Origin of the sequence: Haloferula sp. A504, assembly GCF_044385805.1 — a bacterium.
GTDB lineage: Bacteria > Verrucomicrobiota > Verrucomicrobiia > Verrucomicrobiales > Akkermansiaceae > Haloferula.
Map to the genome: position 1 here is coordinate 44,365 of NZ_JBISBU010000025.1, position 24,200 is coordinate 68,564.

At 61.5% G+C, this 24,200-nt stretch carries 17 protein-coding genes; 8 read left to right on the forward strand and 9 right to left on the reverse strand.

Going from position 1 to position 24,200, the window contains the following annotated elements:
* Positions 1-459: 459 nt before the first annotated feature.
* On the reverse strand, positions 460-3,231 hold the full coding sequence (locus tag ACG2LG_RS12985; protein WP_396259629.1) for a fibronectin type III domain-containing protein: 2,772 nt from the start codon (positions 3,229-3,231) through the stop codon (positions 460-462).
* 332 nt (positions 3,232-3,563) lie between these two features.
* Here ACG2LG_RS12985 and ACG2LG_RS12990 point away from each other — a divergent pair, with 332 nt between their 5' ends.
* Positions 3,564-3,770: a hypothetical protein gene (locus tag ACG2LG_RS12990; RefSeq protein ID WP_396259631.1), complete on the forward strand. Its 207-nt coding sequence runs from the start codon at positions 3,564-3,566 to the stop codon at positions 3,768-3,770.
* A 63-nt stretch (positions 3,771-3,833) separates the two neighbouring features.
* On the opposite strand, the gene ACG2LG_RS12995 is transcribed toward ACG2LG_RS12990, so the two are convergent.
* The 6 genes from ACG2LG_RS12995 to ACG2LG_RS13020 form a co-directional block, all read right to left on the reverse strand.
* The gene (locus tag ACG2LG_RS12995) at positions 3,834-5,474 is read right to left on the reverse strand and encodes a sulfatase (RefSeq protein WP_396259632.1); all 1,641 of its coding nucleotides are present in this window, start codon (positions 5,472-5,474) and stop codon (positions 3,834-3,836) included.
* A 357-nt stretch (positions 5,475-5,831) separates the two neighbouring features.
* Entirely contained in the window at positions 5,832-8,171 is a 2,340-nt protein-coding gene (locus ACG2LG_RS13000; RefSeq protein ID WP_396259634.1) for a glycosyl hydrolase family 95 catalytic domain-containing protein, read from the reverse strand.
* On the reverse strand, positions 8,168-9,385 hold the full coding sequence (locus tag ACG2LG_RS13005) for a Gfo/Idh/MocA family protein (protein ID WP_396259635.1): 1,218 nt from the start codon (positions 9,383-9,385) through the stop codon (positions 8,168-8,170). Before ACG2LG_RS13005 ends, ACG2LG_RS13000 begins: the two co-directional genes overlap by 4 nt.
* Position 9,386: 1 nt before the next feature.
* Complete coding sequence (locus ACG2LG_RS13010) at positions 9,387-11,879, reverse strand: DUF6288 domain-containing protein (protein WP_396259637.1); 2,493 nt, start codon at positions 11,877-11,879, stop codon at positions 9,387-9,389.
* A gap of 79 nt (positions 11,880-11,958) precedes the next feature.
* Positions 11,959-13,068 (reverse strand): sialate O-acetylesterase, encoded by a 1,110-nt coding sequence (locus tag ACG2LG_RS13015; RefSeq protein ID WP_396259638.1) that lies wholly within the window; start codon positions 13,066-13,068, stop codon positions 11,959-11,961.
* Between the two features lie 55 nt (positions 13,069-13,123).
* A complete protein-coding gene (locus ACG2LG_RS13020; protein ID WP_396259640.1) occupies positions 13,124-15,556 on the reverse strand; it encodes a glycosyl hydrolase family 95 catalytic domain-containing protein in 2,433 nt (810 codons plus the stop codon).
* Between the two features lie 451 nt (positions 15,557-16,007).
* Between ACG2LG_RS13020 and ACG2LG_RS13025 the strand changes: the two genes are divergently transcribed.
* The gene (locus ACG2LG_RS13025; RefSeq protein ID WP_396259642.1) at positions 16,008-16,397 is read left to right on the forward strand and encodes an ATP-binding protein; all 390 of its coding nucleotides are present in this window, start codon (positions 16,008-16,010) and stop codon (positions 16,395-16,397) included.
* Between the two features lie 14 nt (positions 16,398-16,411).
* Here the strand turns inward: ACG2LG_RS13025 and ACG2LG_RS13030 are convergent, their stop codons facing one another.
* Positions 16,412-17,263: a helix-turn-helix domain-containing protein gene (locus ACG2LG_RS13030; protein WP_396259643.1), complete on the reverse strand. Its 852-nt coding sequence runs from the start codon at positions 17,261-17,263 to the stop codon at positions 16,412-16,414.
* Positions 17,264-17,477: 214 nt separating this feature from the next.
* Here ACG2LG_RS13030 and ACG2LG_RS13035 point away from each other — a divergent pair, with 214 nt between their 5' ends.
* Genes ACG2LG_RS13035 through ACG2LG_RS13055 form a run of 5 tightly spaced genes read left to right on the forward strand, consistent with a single transcriptional unit; the run spans position 17,478 to position 23,173 of the window.
* A complete protein-coding gene (locus tag ACG2LG_RS13035; RefSeq protein WP_396259654.1) occupies positions 17,478-18,134 on the forward strand; it encodes an RraA family protein in 657 nt (218 codons plus the stop codon).
* 9 nt (positions 18,135-18,143) lie between these two features.
* Positions 18,144-19,310, forward strand: a complete 1,167-nt coding sequence (locus ACG2LG_RS13040; RefSeq protein WP_396259644.1) for a mandelate racemase/muconate lactonizing enzyme family protein — start codon at positions 18,144-18,146, stop codon at positions 19,308-19,310.
* A gap of 6 nt (positions 19,311-19,316) precedes the next feature.
* Positions 19,317-20,420, forward strand: a complete 1,104-nt coding sequence (locus tag ACG2LG_RS13045; RefSeq protein ID WP_396259645.1) for a uroporphyrinogen decarboxylase family protein — start codon at positions 19,317-19,319, stop codon at positions 20,418-20,420.
* The gene (locus ACG2LG_RS13050) at positions 20,410-21,201 is read left to right on the forward strand and encodes an SDR family NAD(P)-dependent oxidoreductase (protein ID WP_396259646.1); all 792 of its coding nucleotides are present in this window, start codon (positions 20,410-20,412) and stop codon (positions 21,199-21,201) included. The genes ACG2LG_RS13045 and ACG2LG_RS13050 overlap by 11 nt, the downstream gene beginning before the upstream one ends.
* 19 nt (positions 21,202-21,220) lie before the next feature.
* Positions 21,221-23,173: a hypothetical protein gene (locus ACG2LG_RS13055; RefSeq protein WP_396259648.1), complete on the forward strand. Its 1,953-nt coding sequence runs from the start codon at positions 21,221-21,223 to the stop codon at positions 23,171-23,173.
* Positions 23,174-23,181: 8 nt separating this feature from the next.
* Here ACG2LG_RS13055 and ACG2LG_RS13060 read toward each other — a convergent pair whose 3' ends face one another.
* Positions 23,182-23,895: an alpha/beta fold hydrolase gene (locus tag ACG2LG_RS13060; RefSeq protein WP_396259650.1), complete on the reverse strand. Its 714-nt coding sequence runs from the start codon at positions 23,893-23,895 to the stop codon at positions 23,182-23,184.
* Between the two features lie 74 nt (positions 23,896-23,969).
* On the opposite strand from ACG2LG_RS13060, the gene ACG2LG_RS13065 reads away from it, so the two are divergent.
* On the forward strand, positions 23,970-24,200 hold a 231-nt coding region (locus tag ACG2LG_RS13065), incomplete at its 3' end, for a hypothetical protein (RefSeq protein ID WP_396259652.1).

A 24,200-nucleotide genomic window follows, 5' to 3' on the forward strand; every position in this document is an offset into this window, starting at 1 on the left:
ATTGGATTCCGTATCGTGCCACAGGGGAGCTTGGGAGATGAGCCTGTACGCTGCGGTCTCCTCCACGATCAGATTCCGCTCCTGCGACTCGCGCCGCAATGGCTTTGCTCTGGTGGTCACGGTCAGTCTCATGGTCCTGTTGACCTTGGTCGCCGTCGGTCTGCTTACACTGTCCACAATCACCCTGCGCGGCGCCTCCCGGGAGCAGGTGCGCGCGCAACGGGTTTTCGTTGAATTATAGAGATGATGAATTTGGCACGGCACTTTGGCGAATGAACGCTCCTCGCGCACCGGTCAGCGAAAAACCGGCTGAAAGATGCGGGCGCGTGCCTCATCTGCCGTCAGATGATCGAAGAGTTTGCCGTTGATTGAGTCCATCCGAATGCATGCTGCCATCTTCACGCAGAACGCCTCGCCCCGCATTCTCCAGATGCAGGGCGAGGCCGTCCAGGCTTTGGATCACTGTCCGGCCAGTCGGCCAAAGAGTTTGCCATTGCTGGCATTGCCAGCAGAGGGAATGGTCGCCACCACGTCGTTCTTGGTCGAGTCGCCAGCGTTTTCGGAGACGTTGAAGTCGACGCCTCCGACGATACTGGTGCTGCCGGGCACGTCCACACTGGCCCAGGCATCCGAGACTCCGAGATCGCCGCTGTGTTCCAGGCTGAGCACGGCCGGGGCGCTGTTGTCAGGCTTGAGCATGGTGAAGCTCATCTGCAGGCCGCCGCTGCCGTCTGTGGACGTCGCTGGCAGGAGTCCGGTGGCGTTCTGGTCGGGGCTGCTTGCTCCGAGCAGGAAGGCCATGCCGTCCTGGATGCCGTCGCCGTTGGCATCGCCCTCGAAGGTCACTCCGGTCACGGTGCCGCTGGTCGCCCAGGAGTTGAAGGGGTCGGAGCCGGTGGCTTCGGTGCCATCCAGAACGACCCCGGCGAATCTTCCATTATCCGCGGAATAATTGAAGGAAATCAGGTCGTAACCGGAATCGTTGAGGAAGGAGATCTCAAGCACGTAGAATTCGTCGTTGTTCGTTCTCCTGCCGAGTTTGCCGGCATTGAGCAATTCAATATTGGATACCAATGCTTCGTTGTCGCTCATGGTGAGATCGACCTCTGGATCTGAGCGATAGGCGCCATAAATGAAGTAGATTTTCCCCGAGGCCAGGCCGGAGATGTCGATGGTGCCGGCGCCATTGTCGAAGCTGTTCATAAGCATGGTATTTGCGGTGAAGTCTGCCGGGGTTGCGAATCCAGCAGTGGTTGTCCACAGGTCCATAAAACCTTGATTCCCGAGCCCAGTGTCTGTTGTTGTGAGGTTGGAGATCCGGTTGCCGCTGCCTTGGGCATAGGTTCCGATCACGTCTGGAGTCGCGGTTTCATTGAAGAACCGGTAGTCAAGGACCGTGCCATCGCCGAAGGTGCCACTCGTGGGATTGTTGCTGTTGTCTTGGCCCGCGTAACCAGCGGCCCCATCAAACACGGATACATCGAAATCGCGACTGGAAGCAGATCCTCCAACTTGGACCAATCTGGTCTGAACGAGTGGCTCAAGGGGCAGAGTGGTGAAGGAACCCGCCTCCGACCAGTCGTCGCCGCTGGCGGCGCTTGCAAAGAAGCGGTAGCTGTAGCTGGTCCCATCGGAGAGACCGGTGATCGTGTGGCTGATGACGGTATCTTTGATTGAACCGGGGAAGGCCTGGGAGCCGCCGCCGGGAGCGCTGGTCCAGTCGCCGATCGTGGTCGCTCCCTGGTCGGCCTCGGCCCAGACCAGAGTGACATCGGCATCGGCCATGGAGAGGGTGCATTCCACGGACGCTCCGTCGATGTTCACGCTATTCGTCACCGGTGCCCCGAGCACGGGGACGGGGAATTCAAGCGGCGTGGTGAACGTATTGGGGGCCGAAATAAAGTCCTGCCCCAGTGCTGTATTGGTGGCGTGGAGACGCACGAAGTAGGTTGTGTTCTCCTGCAGTCCAGTCAGCGTGGAGGCAATGGCCCCTGCGGACTGGGAAGCCAGGCTGGCGGACTGGTCCCATCCGGCCGTGGTGGCACCGGGGTCGGTGGTGCCCCAATAGACAGTCAGAGTGTCGGCGGCGGCATTGACCGAACTGGAGACGTCCGCCTGATTGAACTGAACCGCCCCGATGCCGGGACGTGTGAGCCAGAAGTCGCTGCTTTCAAGGTAGCTGTTGTCGAGCACGGCACCGCCGACGATCCAGCCCATTTCCAGAAAGTTCTCGGCCCGGGCATGGAAGTGGAAGCCGTAGTCGGTGGTGAAGGGGCTTCCCAGTTCGTTGTTGCCCCAGAAGACGGAGCCCGGATTGCCTTCGATCATGTTCTCCGTCTCGTGGAACACGGCGGAACCGGGAATCCCTGCGTTGAGTGTGGCGACCGCGTTCGTGCGGGCCGTATTCATCGCGGCATTCTGATCGGAGGACTCCAGCACGATGACGGGTAGGTCGGCCGGGATGCGGGTGTCGGCACTCCGAATGTCGTAGGTGAAATCGATCAGGTTTTCCTCATACTCCGTAATGAATGCCCCTCCGTTTTCAACCACCTCATTGTAGCCCTGGATCCAGACCAATCCGCATATTTCGTAGGAGGTGGCGTTGCCGTATCTCGGGTCTTCGTCGGGATGGATCGAGTTGTTGAGGGTGCCGTCATCGAGAAGGTCGGCATCGAGGTCGTCGAGGAAGGCGCTGAAACGGTTGACGGTGTTGGTGTAGTTCGGGCCGACCACCCCGCCCCGCGCGGCCACGGCCGAGGGCGGTCTCCAATCCTCAGCCAGGGTGGTGCCACCCTTGTCGGATTTGAATAGAACGATGGGATCGGTGGTCGCATCGCCCAGGCGGATGCCCATGCCGAGCTCCGCACCGAACATGGAACCGAAATTGACTCCCACTCCGAAACCGGGGCTCAGCGGGCCGAAGCCGGTGAAATTGTCTGCCGGGTCGGTGCTTGGCGCAACGGCTTTGAGATTTCCATTGCTCGAGTCGTAGTGGACGCACCAGGCATCGGATCGTGGACTCGTCCAGCTCGAGTCGAGACTTGCCTTAAAGCTGTGCGGCATGTTCGCCAGGTAGTTGGTTGCCGCCGGCGTTCCACTGAGCAGGAACTCGAGGGTCGGGATGTTCCAGCCAGCTGTGCTGGCGTTGTCATAGGTGTATGCCTGACCCTCCATGTTGGACTGCCCGGCGAGGAGGAAGACCTTCAGCGTTTCCTGAGCAGATGCGGGCAAAGATGCCAATATCAACGAGGAAGCCAGTAGGGATAAACAGGTATTTTGTTTGGTATTCATCGTAGAATATTATCTGGGGCTTTCGAGTAGGACGTTCTGGGCTGGATTAGAATGCGTGGATGGCGCGTGGCCTTCCCGCTTCGAGAGAGACTTCCTTTGTGTTTTCTCCGAGTCGGACAGTGACGGTTTTGTCCCTGGCTGCGGTCAAGGTCGCCTTGGCCAGTTTTCCCTCCTTCCATTCCAGATCGACGCCGATATTATTGCCAGGGAATCGCTTTTTCAGGGGCCGGCTGATGGAGCCCCGGCGGCCGGGGTTGGAGGGGGTTGAAAACATGGTCGACGAGGTCCTGAGGCGCACCCCGCCCGACGACGACCCCCTTCTCTCATCCCGCCGCCCCGAGAACCGCCAACTCCCCCTCGCCGGCTCCGCGTTCCACCGCGCCTGGATCGCACGGGTGCACGGTCATGAGGAGGCGTGGATGGGAGAATGGGAGACGTTCCTCACCCGGTGGCTGGACAGGGCATCGTCCACCGACTGAAGACGACCAGTCCGCACCCCGGTATCGCTCGTTCCGTATGGTTTCCACCCGGAACCCCCAGGCTCAACGTTCCCAGTTATTTTCGATCACCTCGCGGATGCCCTCTTGATCGGCATCGGTATCTCCGAGGTCCTTTCTCAACCGCTTCAACTCCGCCTTCAGTCGCGCCACCACGCCGGCATATTCCGGATCGTCGTAGCGGTTGTGCATCTCGTGCGGGTCTCCCACGAGATCGTAGAGTTCCCAACCCGCCGGAGTGTCCTTCCAGAACCGGTTCCCGTCCTTCCCCTCGACCGGCTTCCCGGCATGGATGCCGGTGTAGTCCTTGCCGTAGTAGAAGATGAGCTTGTGGCGCTTGGTCCGAATCCCGAAGTGGGCCGGATTGTTGTGACCGTGCGCCATGTGCATCCAGTAGCGGTAATAAATCGCCTGTCGCCAGTCGGCCGGCGCCTCGTCGCCGTCCAGCGCCTTCAAGAAGCTCCGGCCCTGCATGTCTTCGGGCACCTTCGCTCCGGCGGCTTCGAGAAGGGTCGGTGCGAAGTCCACGTTGTTGAGGAGCCAGTCGCAGCGGCTGCCCGGCTTCATCCCCGGCGCGCGGATGATCAGCGGCAGCCGGATCGACTCTTCGAGCATCCAGCGTTTGTCGATGTAGTCATGCTCGCCCAGCATCATCCCCTGGTCGCTCGTGTAGAGGATGACCGTGTTGTCCATCAGGCTCTCGCGCTCGAGATAATCGAGAAGCCGCTGGAGGTTGTCGTCGATCCCTTTGACGCATCGCAGGTATTCCTTCAGATAGAGCTGGTAGGTCCAGCTCGTGAGCTCGCGATCCGTCAGGTCATCGCGGCCCGTCAGCGTCCGGATCTTCTGGCGATAGTAGCGGGCCAGATTGCGCTTCGTCTTCTGCGGCGAGACGGTCGAGCCGATCACCCCGACCAGCGAGTCGTTGTCGCCGCGGGTCGCGACCGAACCGAAGTCCGGGCCCGGCTGGTCGTGAAGGTTCGGAGGCTCGGGGATGGTCGCGTCCTCGAGGTATCCCTCGTAGCGCGGGGCGTACACGAACATGTCGTGGGGCGCCTTGAAGTGATGCATGAGGAAGAACGGCCGGTGCGGATCCCGCCGGTCCAGCCAGTCGAGACTCATGTCCGTGAGCACGTCGGACGAATGCCCCTTGGTCTCGATCACTTCGATCTCCCGGGTCATGGTGCTGTCGAAACGGACGCGCCGTTTCCGTCCGCCCTCGCTGACGTGCAGGAGCGGGTTCATGTAGGTGCCCTGGCCGGCAATCACCGCGAAATAGTCGAAGAACTCCGGAGAATCCTTGAGATGCCACTTGCCGATGACCGCGGTCTGGTAGCCGGCCTCGCTCATCCGCTTCGAGAGCTCATGGCGGCGGCCGGGCAGGCGGTCGTAGAGGTCGCGCACGCCGTTGACGTGGGAATACTGCCCGGTCATCACGCTCGCCCGGCTCGGAGTGCAGATCGAGTTCGAACAGAACACGTTTTCGAAGACCATTCCTTCCCCCGCCAGCTTGTCGAGGGCGGGAGTCGGGTTCAGCGGGGCAAGCCGCGAACCGTAACATCCCATGGCTTGATAGCTGTGGTCATCCGACATGATGAACAAGATGTTCGGCCGGGCGGGAACGGCAGCTGCCGGGGAGGCCAGCAGCATGACGCAAAGGGTCTGGATGATGGTGGATCTTCTCATGGTTCCGGGGTCGGACCGCTCCCCTCGGGCGGAAGAACCGCCGGATTGAACGGGTTCCGAAGAAGCGATGTCTTGGATGGCGAAGCAAGGCCGGCATCATCGCCGGCACTCCAATGGGCGAGGAAATGGTCGGCTTGGCATGGATCGTTCAGGAATTGCTAGGCAATCGCTTTTTCAGGGGCCGGCTGATGGAGCCCCGGCTGCCGGGGTTGGAGGGGGTTGAGCCCGGCGCCGGCGAAGCCCTGACGCGATCCCAGGCCAGTGCGTCGTCATTGAGCCTTTGACGGGGCCTTTGAATAACGGGTTCTTATTGTAGGATTGTATTTGTTTGGTTTTGGTGAATGATTTTCGACCGTATCAGAACGTGCGGATCACCCGGGGCCTTGCTGCTTTGAGAGCAATTTCTCTGGTATGTTCTCCGAGCCGGACGGTGACGGTTTTGTCTCTGGCTGCGGTCAGGGTCGCCCTGGCCAGTTTTCCCTCCTTCCATTTCAGATCGACGCCGATATTGCCGCGCGCCCTGAGGCCCTTGATGGAGCCTTCTTTCCAGGAGGCGGGCAGGGCGGGAAGTAGGTGGATTTCCGAAGTATGACTCTGAAGAAGCATTTCGGCGACCCCCGAAGCAAATCCAAAATTGCCATCGATTTGAAAGGGCGGGTGCGCATCGAAAAGATTGGGATAGGTGCCGCCTCCTCCCAGGGCATGGCCACCTTCGATCGCCGGACGCAGCTTGTTTTGAATCAGCATCATGGCATGGTCCCCATTCTGGAGACGTGCCCAGAAATTGATTTTCCAACCCATGGCCCAGCCTGTGCCGTCATCGCCCCGGTGGGCCAATGTGACCTTGCAGGCCTCAAAGAGGTCGGGAGTGCCGTAGCGGGTGATCTCATTGCCGGGATGTAAGGCCCAGAGGTGGGAGACATGCCGGTGTTTGTTATTGGGATCGTCCCGGTCTTCCAGCCACTCCTGCAGCTGACCGTATTGCCCGATCTTGTTTGGTGCGATGCGCGCGGCGGTTTCCCGGAGCTTCCGGCGGAATTCCGGATCGACTTCCAGAATCCCGGAAGCCTTTGCGGTGTTTCTCATCAGGCTGCGGATAATCTGATGATCCATTGTTGGTCCTGCGACCAGTCCACCTTGTTCCGGTGAGTTGGACGGGGTGCTGATAAGGTATTTCTCCGGAGATCGCGGATCTTCGATCAGGTGATCCAGGAAGAATTCACAGGCACCCTTCAATACAGGATAAGCGCGCTCCCGAAGAAACGATTCGTCCTCGGTGTAGACGTAACGGAGCCAGAGGTGCTGGCACAGCCAGGCTCCTCCGGTCGGCCAGATTCCGTGATTCGATGCATTGATCGGAGCGGCCCCGCGCCATAGATCGGTGTTGTGGTGCATGACCCATCCATCGGCTCCGTAGTGTTCCTTCGCAACTTTTCGTCCGGACTCGGCGACCTCTTCGATCAGTTTGAGCAGGGGTTCATGGCATTCGGATAAACTGCAGATTTCCGCCAACCAGTAGTTCATCTCGGTGTTGATGTTGCAGGTGTATTTCGACTCCCATGCAGGGTTCAGGCTGTCGTTCCAGATCCCCTGGAGGTTGGCCGGCTGTGATCCGGGGCGACTGCTCGACATCAGAAGATAGCGACCATAGTGATAGCCTAGCGCGATGAGCGCCGGATCCTTCTCCGGCGTTTTCTGAAATTCTTCGAGTCGCTGCGGCATCGCTAGGCCGGAGTTTTCTCCCTCCCCGAGATTGATCTCCGAGCGCCCATACAAGGCAGACACATCCTTCACATGCCTCTTGTGCATGGCCTTGTAGTCCCGCTTTAGCACCTGATTCAGCATGGTCTCGCATCGTTCCTCCGGATCCGCGCCAACCGTTTTGTAATCGATGAAACTGGTGGCCGCCACCAGTCGGATGATCACTTCGTTGGCATTGCGAACCGTGACCGACTTCTCGCCGGTTTCCATGGTGCCGCCTTTCGCTTCAACCGAGGAGATGGAGTGAAACGTCAATACCGCCTCGCGATCCGAGTTCAGTTTTGGGGTCGATTTCCCGGAAAGGTGCACCTGTCCGTCAATGGCTTTCACCTGGTGGACCGGGTGGGGGCTGTCCTGCGTCAATTCCATGGAAATTTTGCCCGGCTTGTCGGCTGTGTAGCGAATCACCAGCACCTTGTCGGGTGCGCTGGAGAAGCACTCGCGCTGGTAGCGCACGCCATCCGCCTCGTAGCGGACCGTCGCGGTTGCGGTGGGCAGATCGAGAAAGCGTTGATAGTTTTCGACGGTGCCGTGGTCCGGCATGCGGACCTTGAGGTTGCCAAAGGCCAGATAGGCCTCCTGACGGAGCGGGATGCTCATGAATTTCTGCATCGCGAGCGTCTCGGCTTCCTTCTGCTTCCCTTCGAAGATCAGCTGGCGAATCGCGTTTAGATGTTCAACGGCACCCTTGTTCGAGTAGTCGTGCGGATGTCCCGACCACAGGGTGTCCTCGTTGAACTGGTAACGATCCTCCAGGATGCGCCCGAAGACCATCGCCCCAAGTGTGCCGTTGCCCAGGGGGAGCGCTTCCTGCCACTTCTCCGCAGGCCGGTCGAAGAGAATGGTATGCGAAGGATCCGCCTGAACCTGCGCGTGGCTCCAGAGCAGGCCCAATATCAAAAATATTCGAATGGTAGCCAAAATCCTTGCCGTCATGTTTTCAATCCCTTCAGGTCGACTTCCAGTTTCTTGTTTTCTTGTAGCAGTTGTTCCATGGTCAAGTCGATACCCCGTTCGGCGGCCTCGCGACCGAGGATGCAGGTCAGGCAACCGTCGATGGCGCGAGGCACGGTCTCGTTGCTGAAAATTCCCTCAGTGATCTGACGGTGGAAGGTCGCTATGTTGCGGTTGGCACCATCCCGGTAGAGATTGGTGACTTTGCCGCCCTTGAACCTCAACTCACCCGGACCGTGAAGAAAAGACTCGTTGCCGTAATTGATTTGGCAGTGTGCTTTCGCACTCTGTACGATGACTTTGATGTCTCCCCTGACGAGGTTTTTCAGACCCTGGCCAAAGTGATTGTGGACTGCCCCACTGGCGTAGCGATAGACCACCGAGCAGACGTCATGCGAGTCGCCATTAGGATTCGGACGTGCAACCTGAGAGGCACCACAGGCCGAGACCGGACGTTCACCGATCGCCCAGAGCGCGGCATCGATCGCGTGAATGTCGAAATTGCCGATGTAATCGCAGCCCAAGGCAATGTCATTGGTCCAGATCAGATCCTGCAGGCGGCTTTCGAGGTTGGGGCCGCGCGGTGGGTCGTTGAAGCCGGCGCAGATTCCGTATGACTGCAAATGAACGATGGGACCGAAGGCAGGGTCTTTAATTCGGCGGACTACTTCGATGTTTATCGGATCCGTCGGTATTTGGTAGTCGATCAAAAAGACTTTCTTTTGGCGGGACGCCTGCTGGGCACTCGCTTCGATGGAGAGGCAACCAGGGACATCCACGGCGACCGGCTTGGCCATGTAAACATGCAAGCCGGCGTTCACGGCCTCGGCGGCCTGCTCCGGGAAGAAGTAGGGCGGCACTTCCAGGACGATGGCGTCCACTCCGCTTTCGATGACCTTCCGGTATCCGGAAAGACCCGAAAAGCAGCGTGTATGATCGACGCTCAACTCAGATCCCGCCTTATCGGCAACCGCTTGAAAGTAGTCCGTCACGGCATGGAACTGGTAGCCGCCATGCGCCTGGAATAACCGGGCAATCCATAACCCACGTCCCCCACAACCGACGAGGCCGATCTTGATCTTCCGATGGGCTTTTGTCATGTTCTGCGTGTTTCCCACCAGTGGTAGCATGGCGGACGCGCCAGCCGCACCCTTGATGAACCTTCTTCTGGAGATATCCAGTTTATATGGTTTCATATTATCTTGTTGAGCGTGTATTTTTGAAGTGTTTCACGGCTTCCTGCATGGCGGCGCGGACCGCCGGTTGCTGATTGTTCCTGCCTTCCTTGAGATTCCAGCTGTGTAGCCTAAGGCAGCGCTCGAATTGTTTGATGATCGGTCCGGCATCCTCTCCGAGGTCCTCGGCGATCTTGACGAGTCCCGGTTGCCACCGGCTTCCGGTGATCAGCCAGTTGGCGTGCATGTTGTCACTTGGTTTCCAGTCTTCGAGATACTCGGCGAGTTGAGAAGCGATTACTTTGTAGGGTGGGTTTTTGATGTCGCTCAGAATCATCATCGTCCGGTGGGCGGCTTCCTGGCGCGCCGCGAAGGGATCGTAGCCCGCTTCAAACAGGGTGTCCTGCAGTTCGGAGGCAATGGCCTTGACGAAGGTGGCGACGGCCTGCTCATCAAGTTCCACCCGCTCTCTTTGGAACAAGTGCTTGATTCCCTCATTCATGGCGCTCCGCTCGAACACGGAACGTGAGCGGTTGTAGCGCTCTGCCAGTGCCAGTAGCTCCGGACTGCGGATATCCTTACCCAGTCCGACCAGCGCCCAGTAGGAACTCTCACGCAGGATCCACTGCTCGTGCTCGCCATAGTGATCAATCAGGTTGCGGTTGCGGCGAATGTCCTCCGCCTGCGCGAAGCGCAGTGCATTGAAGACCCCGTCGATCTCCCACCAGGCTGCCTGTGGATCATTCAGCATCGCCTCCAGATGTGGGACGAAACGCTGCGAAACGATGTCCCGGGAAATGAAAGAGGTGTTACTGCGTCGCCAATTGTCGTACTGTGAGATGGCATCGCATCCAGCCCGACGGACGCGTGGGTCTTGATGTGCCAGAGCCTTTCCAATGGCCTCGTAGGCAGCCTCGGTATTCATCTCGCCCAGCTTCCTGGCGGCGCGGGTGCGGATGTAAGGGTTGAAGTGGTGCATCAGACGGAATAAAATCGTTTCCGGGACGGGTTCACGGGATTCAACCAGCGCCTGGATTTTGTGAGCGTTCACCGTGTCCTGGCCGAAGCCGTCCGCGTGGGTGCTCAGCAGGAAAGTGGCATCGCGCGGCGTGCCCCAGGGCTGGCTTGGAAGCGGTTGGCCCGGCTTGCTGTATTGGGTGCGCGGGGCACCGGTCATGCGCAGGGTCCTCAAGGGGGCGGTGTAAGTCAGGCCGAGTCCGCGGCCCCAGCCTTCGGAAGCGTAGCGCGTTTGAGCCGGAGGGGAGGGCAGGAGGCTAAAGCCGCCATCCGGGAGCCGGCAAAGGTCATAATACCAGGCCAGTTGACGCATGTGGTTCCTGCGATGTTTTTCGCCCATGAGGGTGTCGGGCAGATGAGGCAGCGAGACACCGCGCCAGAGGACGTTGAACCCTCCGCCGGTGTGGCCCGCTTCGAAACTCGCATACGAGTCGGCGACCATCATGGCCAGATGCTTGGCCGCCGCCTGATAAACTTCGCCATCGAGGAGGCTCATCGCGCAGGCGATGGCGGCATTGCGTCCATTGGTGTCGGGGAAGATTTCCGCGCGATGGTCCCCATAGGGAATACTGCCGTGACCGATACCACGGTAGAAGAAGACCAGCGAGCGCTGCCAGGCCTCCTCGTGGACCGTGATGCCGCACTCGCGTGCCAGCGTCATGCCCAGGAACAGAGTGACGCCGGCCGAATTCATCAAGCCGCTCTGAACGTAGCCCACGCTTGTGCCGGGAGCTGATAATCCATGTTCCCAAGCGCCGGCCACTTGACCCTCGGCAGCGACTTTGCAGGCGGCTTCCATGGCGGGGAGCACCGAGGCATCGCCGGTCTTTAGATAATATTCACTCAGGAAGATGAGATGGTAGCCCAGATGCCATGTGCTGCCAGAGGGCTTGTTCTCGACACTTTTCGAGAGCGCTTTTGCATAGTGCCGAATGGGATCCTCATCCTTGGGGTTATCCGTCGAAAGGAGGAAGAGGGCACCCATGACATGCCAGAGCTCGGCACCGTCAATCCACCCATCCGCCGTTTGCAGACCGGCGAGGTATTCGGCATGCGCCCGAATGATGCTTTCCGACTTGGCGCAATTCAGAGGCCAGCCTGGTGCGTAGTCACCCTTGACAGGGACCTTGACAACAGCCTCAAGGTGCCGGCTTGCCCGCCGGATTGAAAGGGTCAGGCTCCCGCTTTCTGCCTCGGCCCGGCTCAGGGCCGTGCCGAGCGGCACGCGTGGATCCGGTCCTTCGATGGCGATTCCGTTTGCGGCCAGAATCAAGTCGTCGGCCTTGAGTTGTCCGGCTGCGGGCGTGCCTGGATCGATCCGGTCGACGGTCATTTTTTGCCCCGGCTCGATCCGGATCCAGGCTCCGGTCACGCCAGCCTGGAATGCCGGATAGGTCGATTTCTCGCCAACACTGCCTGAGCCGGCCGATGCTTCGCGCGGTGCCACCACCACGAACAGGCTCAGAAGCGGGAGAATGAAAAAGCTGCAATGCTTCATGATGTTTGTTTGTCTGGCAGTCTGCGACTGGTCCGGTCTCGGTTTGTTCTGTTTGGCCACGGCCGTGGTGGGAGAGCTGCTACTCGATGGCCGAGATCGCTTCTGCGAAGGCGACGCCCTTCAGGAAGTAGGTCTTTCCCGAGCCAAGGTAATGGTAGGGGCGATCGTTGCCGACGGTCATCCACTTTGCCATGCCTTCGGGACCTTTTTTCCAAAGGCCCTCTTCGAAGTATTGCAGGGCGACCTTGTCCTGAAACTGAGCGGTCGGCACAAAGACGACCGTATTCCTGAAATCCGGGAGTTTTGCGATGTTGGCCTGAGCTTCCTGAAATGGACCGCGTCCCTCAACACCGTCGGTTCCCAGTTCGCCGATCACCACCGGCAAATTCGGTGCATTCAGATCCTTGCGAACGTCCTTGATCAGTGCGGCCGTCCATTTGGTGTAATCGGAGTAACCCGTCTCATTGTCCTTGTAGTAGGCGGCGACCTTGTCGTTGAAGCCCTGGTGCCAGACGAAGCCGGCCAGCTCCGGAGTGGTGCCCTTCAGCTCGGGAAACTTGTTTTCATAGTCGGCGAGTTCCTCTTTAACGTGTTGTATCATCTTCCGGTAATACTCCCCGTAGGATGCCTTTAGTTCGTCGAAGCCCGGCACGGGCTTCGGCTTGCGGGTCTTCTTGCCTTCCGCTTCCTGACGGCGGTTCGCCTCGATCGCGGCATCGTATTTTTGCTGCAGTTCCACTATGATTTGCCGGATCTCTGCGTCCGTGGGTTGGGCGCTTGGCGGGCGGAAGGGTTGGTAAACACTCTTGCCGCCCCAAGCCGTCTTGATGATCAGCACGGGTTCCTCGTAGAATTCACCCACGGCATGGCCGAATCCGAATTCGGGCCCAATGGAATTCCCCCCCTTGGTCCCGTAATCGACCGTGAGGGGACTATGCTTCGGTCCGCCGTGCTTGGTTGGGTAGGTGATGAACACATCCTCGCGCACCGCCCAGTCATCGCCGTCCTTGATAATGTCATACCAGGGTTTGATGAGTGGGTCGTCCTTGTAGGTGTCGAGGTGGGTGGGCAGACCCTTGCCTTCCATGTTGGACTGTCCCGCGAGGATGAACACCTTCAGGGGCTTCGCAGTGGTGGCCGTCGGGATGGCCAGTGCGCACAATAGGGTGAAAAGGCGGAGTGTTGTCACGATTCTGATGAGTTGGGATTGAAGAGTGGATGGGTAGCCAAGAAGGCAGTGGATCCTAGTAGCGGCAGTAAAGTTCCAATGATTCACCTGCGGGGAGATCGATCTTCCACAAGCCGCGCCCGACGGTGGTGACCGCATCTTTTCGGGCGGGATCGACGGCATCGACGAAGCGCAGGTGGTGGCCGAAGCGCAGCGAGATCTCCTGAGCTTCCTCGGAGTGGAGGGTGACCTTGACCCAGCCCATGAGCGTGTTCCAATTGAGTTCCTCCACGGTGATTCCCCCGCGCGCCAGACAACCGCGGATCCGCCCTTTCGGGAAGACATCTTGAGGCAAGGCGGCCAGAAGTTCGATTTCACCCGGGTCGGACTGGACGAGCATTTCCATCAAGAGTCCGGGGAGGGAGAAGGTTGCATCAAGGTTGTAGATCTTCGGGCCGGGATTATGCCCTGTCATAAGGCTTGAGTTCAGGTAGCGGTTCCTGGCGAAGTAGTTGAGGATCTGCTTCACCAATTCAGCATCCCGCAGTCGTGCAGCGACCAGGGCGGCGTGCATTTGCCCGTGGGCGGATTTGTTGCCAAGTCCGGCCTCGATTCGCTTCTGCATGGCGATCCGGGCGGCCTCGAAGAGCTCGGGCTTGCGTTGCGGCGAGACTTCCCGTCCCGGGTAAACGGGGTAGAGGTGGGATAAATGGCGGTGATGATAACGGTCACCCAGGCCGGGGTAGGACCATTCGGCGATGGCACCGTCGCTGTTGATGCCGTAGTCGGGCAGCCTGGCCAGGAGCGCCTCCCAACGTTTGATGTTCTCCGATTCGATGTCGAGTTTCCGGCAGGCGGCGATCAGAGTTGTCAATACCTCGCGACAGATCGCGATTTCGCTGGTCGCATTCGGAACGACATTGGTGGTCTGTTCGACAGGCTCCATGACCGGAACGTTCTCCGGTGAGATGGACGGGTAGAAGACGTGCCGATCGTTCAACTCCGGATGCATCGGAAGAAAGCTGGCATAGAATTCAGCGGCGTCCTTGAGCATGGGGATGGCATGCTCGCGGAGGAACTTCTCATCACCCGTGTAAACGGCGTAATCGTAAAGATAGCTGGCCAGCCAGCCGACCCCTCCGGTCCAGGCGAACGCCGGCATGAGGACCGCTCCGTGCCGCCATCCCTGGCAGAGATCGGTGACGGCACCCTCGGCTCCGTAGAGCCGACGGGCGTTGTCGCGCCAATCCTGCCGGTATCGCTGAAGGAAAGAGGCGTAGGTGTGCATGACCTCGGGAAGGTTCCCCTGAGCCACGCCCGCCATCGCCAGATTGAGGTTCGCATCGAAGGTGTAGCGGCCATCCCACGGCGGGGTCCATTCGTTGCCCCACAGGCCCATCAGGCTGGGCGCCAACTCGCCGGTGGCTCCACAAGTCAGCGCATAGCGGCCGACGGCATGGAGCGCTTCGAAAAGCTCGGGCAAGGATTCCCCCCGCAGGCCGGCGGCGATCAGTTGCTCGCTCGACACGGTGGAGGTGGTGGGACCCCCGAGATCCAACGTGACACGCCGGAACATCTCGCCGTGTGCCGCCGCGTGGGGTGCCAGTAACTCGTCGTAGCTAGCCGGCAAGCTTGCGAGTTGTTTGCGCAAGGCGGCGCGATCCGCTTTGCCCGCGTCATCGAGATATTCGAGGCGCATGATGATCAGCACCCGTTCGGCCGTCTTGACATCGAGTCGCTGGTCGGCAACGCCGCTGGCCGAGCCGCCGAAGGTCAGGACCCTTGCGAGAGCATGATAGCCCTCCGGCTGGGGCTTGCCCATACGACGACCGTAGGTGGCGTGATAATAGACTTCAGACCCGGTGTGGTCGATGTCGATCCCCGCGATGTCGCCGTCGAGCTTGCCCGGCGCCTCGACCAGCCGAATCGAGGCATCGAATTCCTCCCCGGCGGGAGCGAGCAATTCGATGACGATGACATCATCCGTGCGTGAGACGAAGGCCCGGCGGAACCAGGCACCCTTGTTGTCCTGCCAGGTGACCGAGATTTCTCCGGTCTCCAGGTTGGTCTCACGCCGGTATTCGAGTGGCGTTCCATTATTCTCCGTGATGATCTCGAGATGAAACGCCGGATGCGTCCGGTCGTAGGCCGGGCGACGACCGGTGAACTGATCGCCGTACATCGCCTGGTTCTTGCGCACGGCTTCTTCGGCAACCAGTAGATCCGCATCCAGATAGCGGCCTTCAAGCGCGATCTCCCGAGCCTCCTTCCAGGCTTCCCCCAGGTCCGGTGTCTCTGGACGGTAGTCGTTGCCGACGGTCCAGAGCTTCTCATGGTTGACGATGATGCGTTCCTGGACCGGGAGTCCCAGCACCATGATGCCGGTCGTTCCGTTCCCGCTGAGCATCGCGTCCTCCCATCGCAAGGGAGGTGTGGTGGCGGCGACCTTGGTGGTAAGAGTCGGTGCCTCGAAGTGGTCTGCTGAGTGGACGGCCGAGGAGATCGACAAGAGAGCGATGAAAATCGGAAGAAGAGCTTTAGATGTCATGAATGGCACTGTCTTACCATCGGTTTGACCCATAAGTTTTACCAGAAAACATTTGGTTTTTCACGTGGCGTATTGAGCAATACTTGACCGTCGGCGGGTTCGGATATGAGTAGTCGGTGAAAGTCCGTCGTGCTGTGTTCCGGAGGATTGGCACCCTTCAGGGTGGTTGGATTCGTCATGTTCCAATTCTATGTGCTCGTGGCCAGGGATTCGGCTTAGGGCATCGCCCTATCCCGCCGAATCGCACGATGAGTCTTTCAAGTCTCGCGATTTCATGAAATCGAAAAAGCCGACATCTTGATGGAGATTTACGACATAGTCACCAGGTTCGAAAAAGAACTGCAGGCATAGGCAAGGAGGTTTTGATCGTCATCGGTGACGTCTCTGTCGTTGAGGATGAGGGGTTTGGCCCTTGCTCGAACGCATCGACCTGCATGTCGAGGTGCCGCTGGTGGAATACCGCGAGCTTTCGGGGAAGGCCAGCGGCGAGAGCTCCGCCGCCATCCGCGAACGCATCGTCGCAGCCCGCGCGATCCAGCGTGAGCGCTTCGCCGGCACCTCGGCCCGCACCAATGCCAAAATGGGCCCGCGGCAAGTCCGCGCCTGCTGCGAGTTGGACACCGAGAGTTCGACCTATCTCGAGCACGCCATGGAGCAGCCCAACTTCTCAGCCCGCGCCCACGACCGCATCCTCAAGGTCGCCCGGACGCTGGCCGACCTCGAAGGTGCGGACCGCATCGCCTCGAACCACATTCTCGAGGCGATCCAGTATCGCTCATTGGACCGCAATCTCTTTGCGTAGCCAGTCTTCAGCCCTCAGCGCTTCGACGGAGGCAGGATGGAGCGGAATTCCGTCGGGCTCCGGCCGGTGATCTCGCGGAATCTACGGGAGAAGTAGTACTCGTCGCAGAAGCCCAGTTGCTCGGCGATCTGCTTGTCGAGCAAGTCCGTGGATTGCATCAGCTCGCAGGCGCGGTCGATCGTGCGGACCGCGCGGTAGCGGGCCGGGCTCATCCCGGCCAGTTGCCCGAACTTCCGTCGGAAGGCGTGGGGAGCGAGCCCGAGGAGGGTCGCGAGTTGCTCCACCGATGTCTGGCGGTGCCGGTCCGATTCAAGCAAGGCCTGCGCCCGGTCCAGCCATGCCTCGTCACCGCTGCCATCGGTCCCGCTGCGGTGGCAGACGATTTCGGCCAGCAGGGCCTGCAAGCGGCAGATTTCCACCAGGGAGGGCGTGGTGCCCAAGGTCCCCGACGGTCCGGGCACGCTCTCGAAGCGCCGGGCCCAGACTTCGAGCGGGTCGAGCCCGCCGAGTACCGGTTGGTGGCGCTGAATCAGTCCCTGTGATTCCCAAAGCTCGATCACGGGTCCATCGAAGATCAGGTAGAACTCGGTCCACTCGGTGCCCGGTGCCGGCCGGTAGAAATGGCGCAGGCCGGGGAAACTGAACACCACGCAACCCGGGACGATCCGGTGGCGTGCCCCGGCTTCGTCCTCGTAGCTGCCCCTTCCCTCCAGGATGAAGGCCGCCGCGTGGTGACCCAGGTCACGCCACCCGGACATGCCGCGGTGGGTCATCCATCCCGCGGCCGAGACCCGACCCAGCGCCGATGGCCTTCCGTGCCGGAACTTCAAGCCCTCGGGGCCCGCCGAGCCCTTGGATTTCGACATGCATCAACGCTGGGAAATTGGTTCGAAATCCACAAGTCGAATCAAGGTTTCATCCATTCCAAGGATCCAATCCGTGCGGTAGTCTTGTCCGAAAGACAAAACCTTTCACGCAGCGGCCGTTCCGGTTCGACGCGTGGCTCCCTTTTCTGGCTTCCTTGATCCCGTGAAATCCACCCTCCCCGGCTACCGTTCCGACCGCGAGCTCTTCGACCTGATGCGTGAGGGCCTCTTCAGTGCCGTCATTGGCGACGTCATGGATGTCATGGGGCACACCCGCCAGTTCCTGCCACCGGAGATCCAGCCATTGCGCGACGACATGATCGTGGTCGGCCGGGCGATGCCGGTCCTCGAGGCAGACGACTTCGGCGGCGGTGAGGGTCCGGGCCGCACCGGCCAGGATCTCAACCAGCCCTTCGGCCTGATGCTGCGGGCGCTCGATGACTTGAAGGAGGACGAGGTTTACATCTGCTCCGGGTCGTCACCGACCTATGCCTTGTGGGGTGAGCTGATGAGCACCGCTGCCGGCAACCGGGGTGCCGCCGGTGCCGTGGTCAACGGCTACTCACGGGACACGCCGGGCATTCTCAAGCTCGGCTTTCCGACTTTCTCGATGGGCCGCTTCGCCCAGGATCAGCGGGCCCGCGGCAAGGTGATCGATTTTCGCTGCACGATCGGCTTCGGCGACGTCACCGTCCGCCCCGGGAACATCATCTTCGGTGATCTCGACGGGGTGGTGGTGATTCCCCGCGAGATCGAGCGGGAGACCCTCGAGGCGGCGTGGCAAAAGGCTCACGGCGAGAAGCAGGTCTTCGAGGCCATCAAGGGAGGCATGGGCGCCCAGGAGGCGTGGGACACCTTCGGGATCATGTAGGGAATTATTATGAAAATATCTGAAATCCAGACCTGGCTGGTCGAGGGGGTGAAGTACAACTGGACGATGATCAAGGTGGTGACCGACACCGGTCACACCGGGGTCGGCGAGGCGACCAACTGGCCGGGGTCACCGATCATCGAAGCGGCGGCGAAGCATGTGGGCGATCGGGTGATCGGACTCGATCCGATGCGCACCGACTTCATCTGGACCAAGCTTTACCGCGACCTCAACTGGATCGGCCCCTATGGGGCCTCGATGTGCGCCATCAGCGGGCTCGACATGGCGCTGCTGGATTTGAAGGCCAAGGTGCTCGGTGTGCCGATGTATCAACTGCTGGGAGGGGCCTTCCGGACCTCGGTGCCGCTGTATGCGAACTATTGGTTCACCGGTGGGGGGCACACGGCCGATGACTACGCGTCACAGGCGCGCAAGGTGAAGGAGGCGGGGTTTGGGGGCCTGAAGTTCGATCCCTTTGCCCACACCAACTACCTCTACGGGACCGACCTCAAAACCAACCTCGCGCTGACGCCGGCGATGCAGGATCGGGCGGTGGAGGTGACCCGTGCGGTGCGCGAGGCGGTGGGTCCGGAGATGGAGATGATGATCGAGACCCATGCCATGATGAACGGCCAGATGGCGGTGCGCATGGCCGAGCGGTTGGAGCCCTACGGGATGGCCTGGTATGAGGAGCCGGCGGGACCGGAGAATGCCGACACCTTGCGGGCGCTGCGCGAACGCCTGCCGGGCAATGTTTCGATCTGCGTCGGCGAGCGGCACTACACCCGCCACGGATTCCGGCCGGTGCTCGAGAATCACGTGTGCGACATCATCATGCCCGACATCACCCGCTGCGGCGGGCCGTCGGAGATGAAGCGCATCGCCACACAGGCCGAGGCCTACAACGTGCTGATCGCGCCGCACAACCCGAACGGGCCGTTGTCGACCCTGGCCAGCGCCCACGTCTGTGCGGCGATCCCGAACCTGTTCCGCTGCGAGTTCATGTTCCACGACGTGCCGTGGCGCGACGAGGTGCTGACGCATCCGATCGACGTCCGCGACGGGCAGCTCCATCTCTCCGACCGACCCGGGCTCGGGGTGGATCTGGTGGAAGAGGAACTCGAGAAGCACCCCGGCATCCGCGAGCTGGATGCGCGGGAGAATTTTTACGTCTAACAAGCCATGACCCCGAAGGAGAGAGTCCGGACCGCCCTGGCCCACGAGCAGCCCGACCGGGTGCCGCTCGAGATGAGCTTCACCCCGGAGTTTGCCCAGCGTCTCCGCGCCCGGCTTTTCGGTGAGACCGGCAAGGGCCACAATCCCCACGGCGGCGGCAATGACTACGCGCTGGAGCTTGAGCTGGGCCTCGATGTCCTGCTGACCTCGGTCGGCTGGGCGAATTCCTACTACGCCGGGGACCTCTACAACCCGGGGGCGGACCACTACACCGACGAATGGGGCGTCGACTGGCGGAACATCCGCTACGAGACGCGTTTTGGTGAAGGGTTTTACACCGAGTTCGAGAATCCACCGCTTGCCGACGACGATGCGATCGGTTCCTACCAGGCACCCGACCCGACCCGGCCGGAACTTTACACGTCGGTCGAGCAGGCGGTGCGCGATTTCGGCGATCATTACTGGATCGTCGGCAGCTGCCAGACGACCATCTGGGAAACGGCGGTCGCGCTGCGGGGGTTTGAGAACCTGCTCATGGACATCCTCGAGGACCCGGACCTGGTGGGAAGCATCCTCGACATTCCACAAGCGTACCACACCGCCGTCTGCCGCCGCCTGGTCGAGCTTGGCGTCGACATGGTCTGGCTGGGCGACGACATCGGCGGGCAGCAGTCGATGATCATGTCTCCGGAGCAATGGCGCACCCTGCTCAAGCCGCGCTTTGCGGGATTGATCGCCGAACTGAAGACTTTGAATCCCGCGCTGAAGATCGCCTATCACACCGACGGCCATGTCGAGCCGGTGATCGACGAGTTGATCGAGATCGGCGTCGACGTCCTGCACCCGATCCAGCCCGCCTGCATGGATCCCGCGGCGCTGAAACGCCGGTATGGCGACCGGCTGTGCTTCATGGGCACGGTGGACGAGCAGCACACGCTGCCCTTCGGCTCGGTCGATGATGTCCGGCGTGAGGTGGAGGAGCGGATCCGCACCGTCGGCAAGGACGGTGGCCTGATCCTGGCGCCGACCCATCACGTCCAGCTCGACACGCCGATCGAGAACCTCCTCGCACTGGTCGAAACCGCCAAGCAATCGAGTCATGGCACTTGAGATCGATCTCCGCGGAAAGAGGGCGCTGGTCACCGGAGCGAGCTCCGGGGTCGGTGCCGGGGTGGCGCAGGTCCTGGCCCGGGCCGGATGCCGCGTGGCGGGCACCGGCAGGGTCGGCGCGGACGACCCGCGGGCGGCGGAGTTTCTTGAGGCCCTGCGTGCGGAGGGAGGCGAGGGAGTGTATCTCAGTGGCGACCTGGCCGATCCGGCGGTTCCGGCCCGGTTGGTCGGGGACGCCGTCGCCGCCCTGGGCGGTCTTGATCTGGTCGTCTCCAACGCCGGCGGCAATTGTTTCTTCGGGGCGTCCGAAGCCACCGAAGACGAGTGGCAGGACTGCATGGATCTCAATCTGGCCTCGCACTGGCGGCTGGCCAAGGCGGCGCGTCCCCATCTTGAGGAGGCGGATCCCGGGGTGTTCATCGCGATGGGATCCAACCACGCCTACCAGACCATCCCCGGGTGCTTTCCCTACAACGTCGCCAAGACGGCGCTCGATGGCCTCGTCCGCGCGCTCGCCATCGAATGGGGGCCGTCGGTCCGGGTCGTCGGCGTCGCGCCCGGCTTCATCGACACCCCGGGCAATCAGGCGTGGTTCGATTCCTTTCCCGATCCGGCGGCCGAGCGCGAGCGCACCGCCGCGCGGCATCCGGTCGGCCGCATCGGCATGCCCGAGGAGGTCGGAAACCTGTGCGCCTTTCTGGCGTCTCCGCTCAGCGGTTTCATCACCGGCAACACCCTGCTGATGGACGGCGGCCGCTCGGCCCTGATGCAGGACTCCTGAAACAGCTCCACCCATGACCATGAAACACCTCACCAAGATTCTGTCGGTTCCGATCGGGCTCCTCGTGGGCTCCATCGCGTGCGCCCAAGACACCTTCTGGGTTCCCCAAGGGGATTCGAAGATCGTCCACCAGCTCGGCGACGAGCAACCCGTGGTCATCTGCATGCAGGGGCGCAAGGTGGTGATGCAGACCAAGGTGGATGCGAAGGAGGGGCTGTCCTACCTCACGCGCTTCTTCGAGGTGCCGAAGGGACGGGCCGACCGGGATCGCGTGACCTTCGAGAGCCTGGCTTCGCGAATGCCCCGCATTTCGGCAGGGGGCCAGCCGTGGAAACCGGACCTGCCGGAGTCCGTGGCTTTCGACGGACGGCTCACCGTCCACTACCCGGAAACCGATGGACTGGTCGCCACCCGCACCGTCTTTCCCTCGACGACGCAGGCCCTCGTGGTCGAAAGATGGAAGCTGCGCAATGTGAGCGAGCGGAAGATCCCGGTCGATGTGCGAGCCACGCGCATGGTGCAGACCTACGATGACAAGGTCGTGGACATGGTCTGGAAGTCCGCACCGGTGGCGGAGCAGAGCCTTGAACCGGGCGGGGAGATCACCTTTCCGGTCACGATCCATGCCCGCCTCGTCGACCAGGCCGACCTGACCATCGACGTCGATGCCGAAGAGGCGGCCCGCCAAGCGCTCGCCGACGCCGCCTTTGCCGGTCCCGGCCGGTTGGAGACTCCCGATCCGCTTCTCGATCTCGCCTTCGCCTTTCAGAAACTCCACGTGATCGAGTGTCCAATCGAGACCATCAAGGGGGTCATCACCCACAACGGCAGCCTGCGCTATTCGCCGGGCGTGTGGGCCAACGATCCGGTCGAGTATTCGAGCCCGCTGTTCCCCTTCTTCGGGGACGAAGCGCTGAACGAGGCGTCGATGAACATGTACCGGATCTGGCTCGACCACATCCGCGAGCACGGCATCGACCCCTTTCCCGGATCCTTCGAGTATCCCACCCTGAAGCTCGTCCAGAAATTCCGCGGCGACGACGCGATGGTGCTCTACGGCCTGTCGAAGTTCCTCCTCTTCCAGGGGGATCGCGCGGCGGCCGAGGAGATGTGGCCACTGGTCGAGTTCAGCGCCGAGTCGGTGAAGCGCGCGACCCGCGACGACGGCATCGTCGCTTCCAAGACCGATGAAATGGAGGGCCGCTACCCGACCGGCGACGCCAACCTGAGCACCTCCGCGCTGGCCTATGGCGGCTACCGTCTGGCCGCCGTGCTCGGCCGCTCGCTCGGGAAACCGGAAGCGCCGGAGTTCGACCGGCGGGCGGACGCCCTCGCCCCGGCCATCGAGAAGTTCTTCGGGGCCACGGTCGAGGGTTTCGACACCTACCGCTACTACGAGGGCAACACGACCCTGCGTGGCTGGATCCTGCTGCCGCTGGCGATGGGGATCAACGAGCGGCAGGAGGCGACGGTCGACGCGATGTTGTCGAAGAAGCTGTGGCCGAACCGGATGCAGGGCGGGGACATCCTGGCCGAATCGACCCGCGAGACCGAATGGGGTCGGGAAACCTACTATGCCCTTCGGGTGATCTTCATGGCCGGGCGGACGGCCGAGGCACTGGACACGACCCAGAGGGTGGTGCGCACCCAGATCTTCGGGCCGAAAGGACCGTATCCCGACGAGGATGCGATCGACATGCTTTGTCCCGGATCGCTCTACCCGCGGGTGTTCACCGAGGGCATGTTCGGGATCGTCCCGACCGGGTTGGACTCCTTCGAGTGCACCCCGTGGCTGCCCGACGGCTGGCCTGAGATGGCGCTGCGGGACCTGTGGGCCTTTGGCAAATCCTGGGACCTGGTGGTCCGCCGGGAAGGCGACGAGCAGCGGGTGACCGTGACTTGCGGCGGAAGGACGGTAATCAGCGCGAAAGGTCCCGCCGGGAAGACCTACACGGTCGCTTTTCCCGAGTGAGGGCCCGTTCAGCGGTCCTCGACCTGCTGAATGAGCGCGTTCCAGGTCTGCCAATCGTGGTCGCCGGGCAGCCACACGGTTCCGGCCGGCCTGAGTTCGGCCGAGGCGAGGCGGGTGGAGGATGCCAGCCGGTCGGACTCACCACAGGCGAGATGCAGTTCGGGCCGATCCTTGCGTGGCAACCAGCGATCCCGGAGCCCGAGCCAGAGCTTGCGGCTGAAGCGGTCGGGATCCTTTCCTTCCGGTTTCAAGGCGGCGAGCCCGCCTTGCTGGCCGATGTCGGTGATCACCGACTCGTCACCGAGAAATGGGGAGAGCAGGATGACCTCGTCGACCTGGCCGGGATGCTCCAGCTCGTAGAGCATGGCGCCCAATCCCCCCATCGAGATGCCGACGAGGGTGATCTGCCGGACCCCGGCTTGCTTGGCGGGAATGATGACATCCCGGTGCAGGCGTTCGGCCATCTGGCGGTTGCGGTAGTAGCCGATGTGTAGGTCCGGGGCGACGATGCGGGCGTGCGGTCGGCTGGATCGCAGGATCCCGACGAATCCCTCGCGCTCGAATTCGGAAGGCAGCGAGTGCCGTCCGGGAAGCAGCACCACCAGTTGGTCGGGATCGCCGGGCGGCTCGTGGGTCTGCATCTTGACCGGCGAGGGGGCCGGCCGGGGGAAGAAGGTGCAGGCAGTGGCAAGCAGCGACAGCAGACCGGCGAAGATTTTCATGCTGGAGAGTGGTGGGGCTTGGCGGGAGCGCAAGTGCGGGAAAAGGCCGCAGCCGTGGGCCGGGGATTTGGCGAGTGAAACTGAAAGTGGTGGGCAGAGCGGTTGGGCTGACCGCGATGCAGCGGCCCGCGGCCGGACTTTTCAGGCTCGGTGTTCCTCCCCTACTCCCTGGCTTCACTCCGCTCCGGATGAGGAGCCGCCGGAAAATCAAGACTGCGGCGATTCATCGCCGCTTTGATGGAGGCGATTCATCGCCGATGGCGCGGCTCGCATTGAAATGCTTCGCCAAAGCGGCGATGAATCGC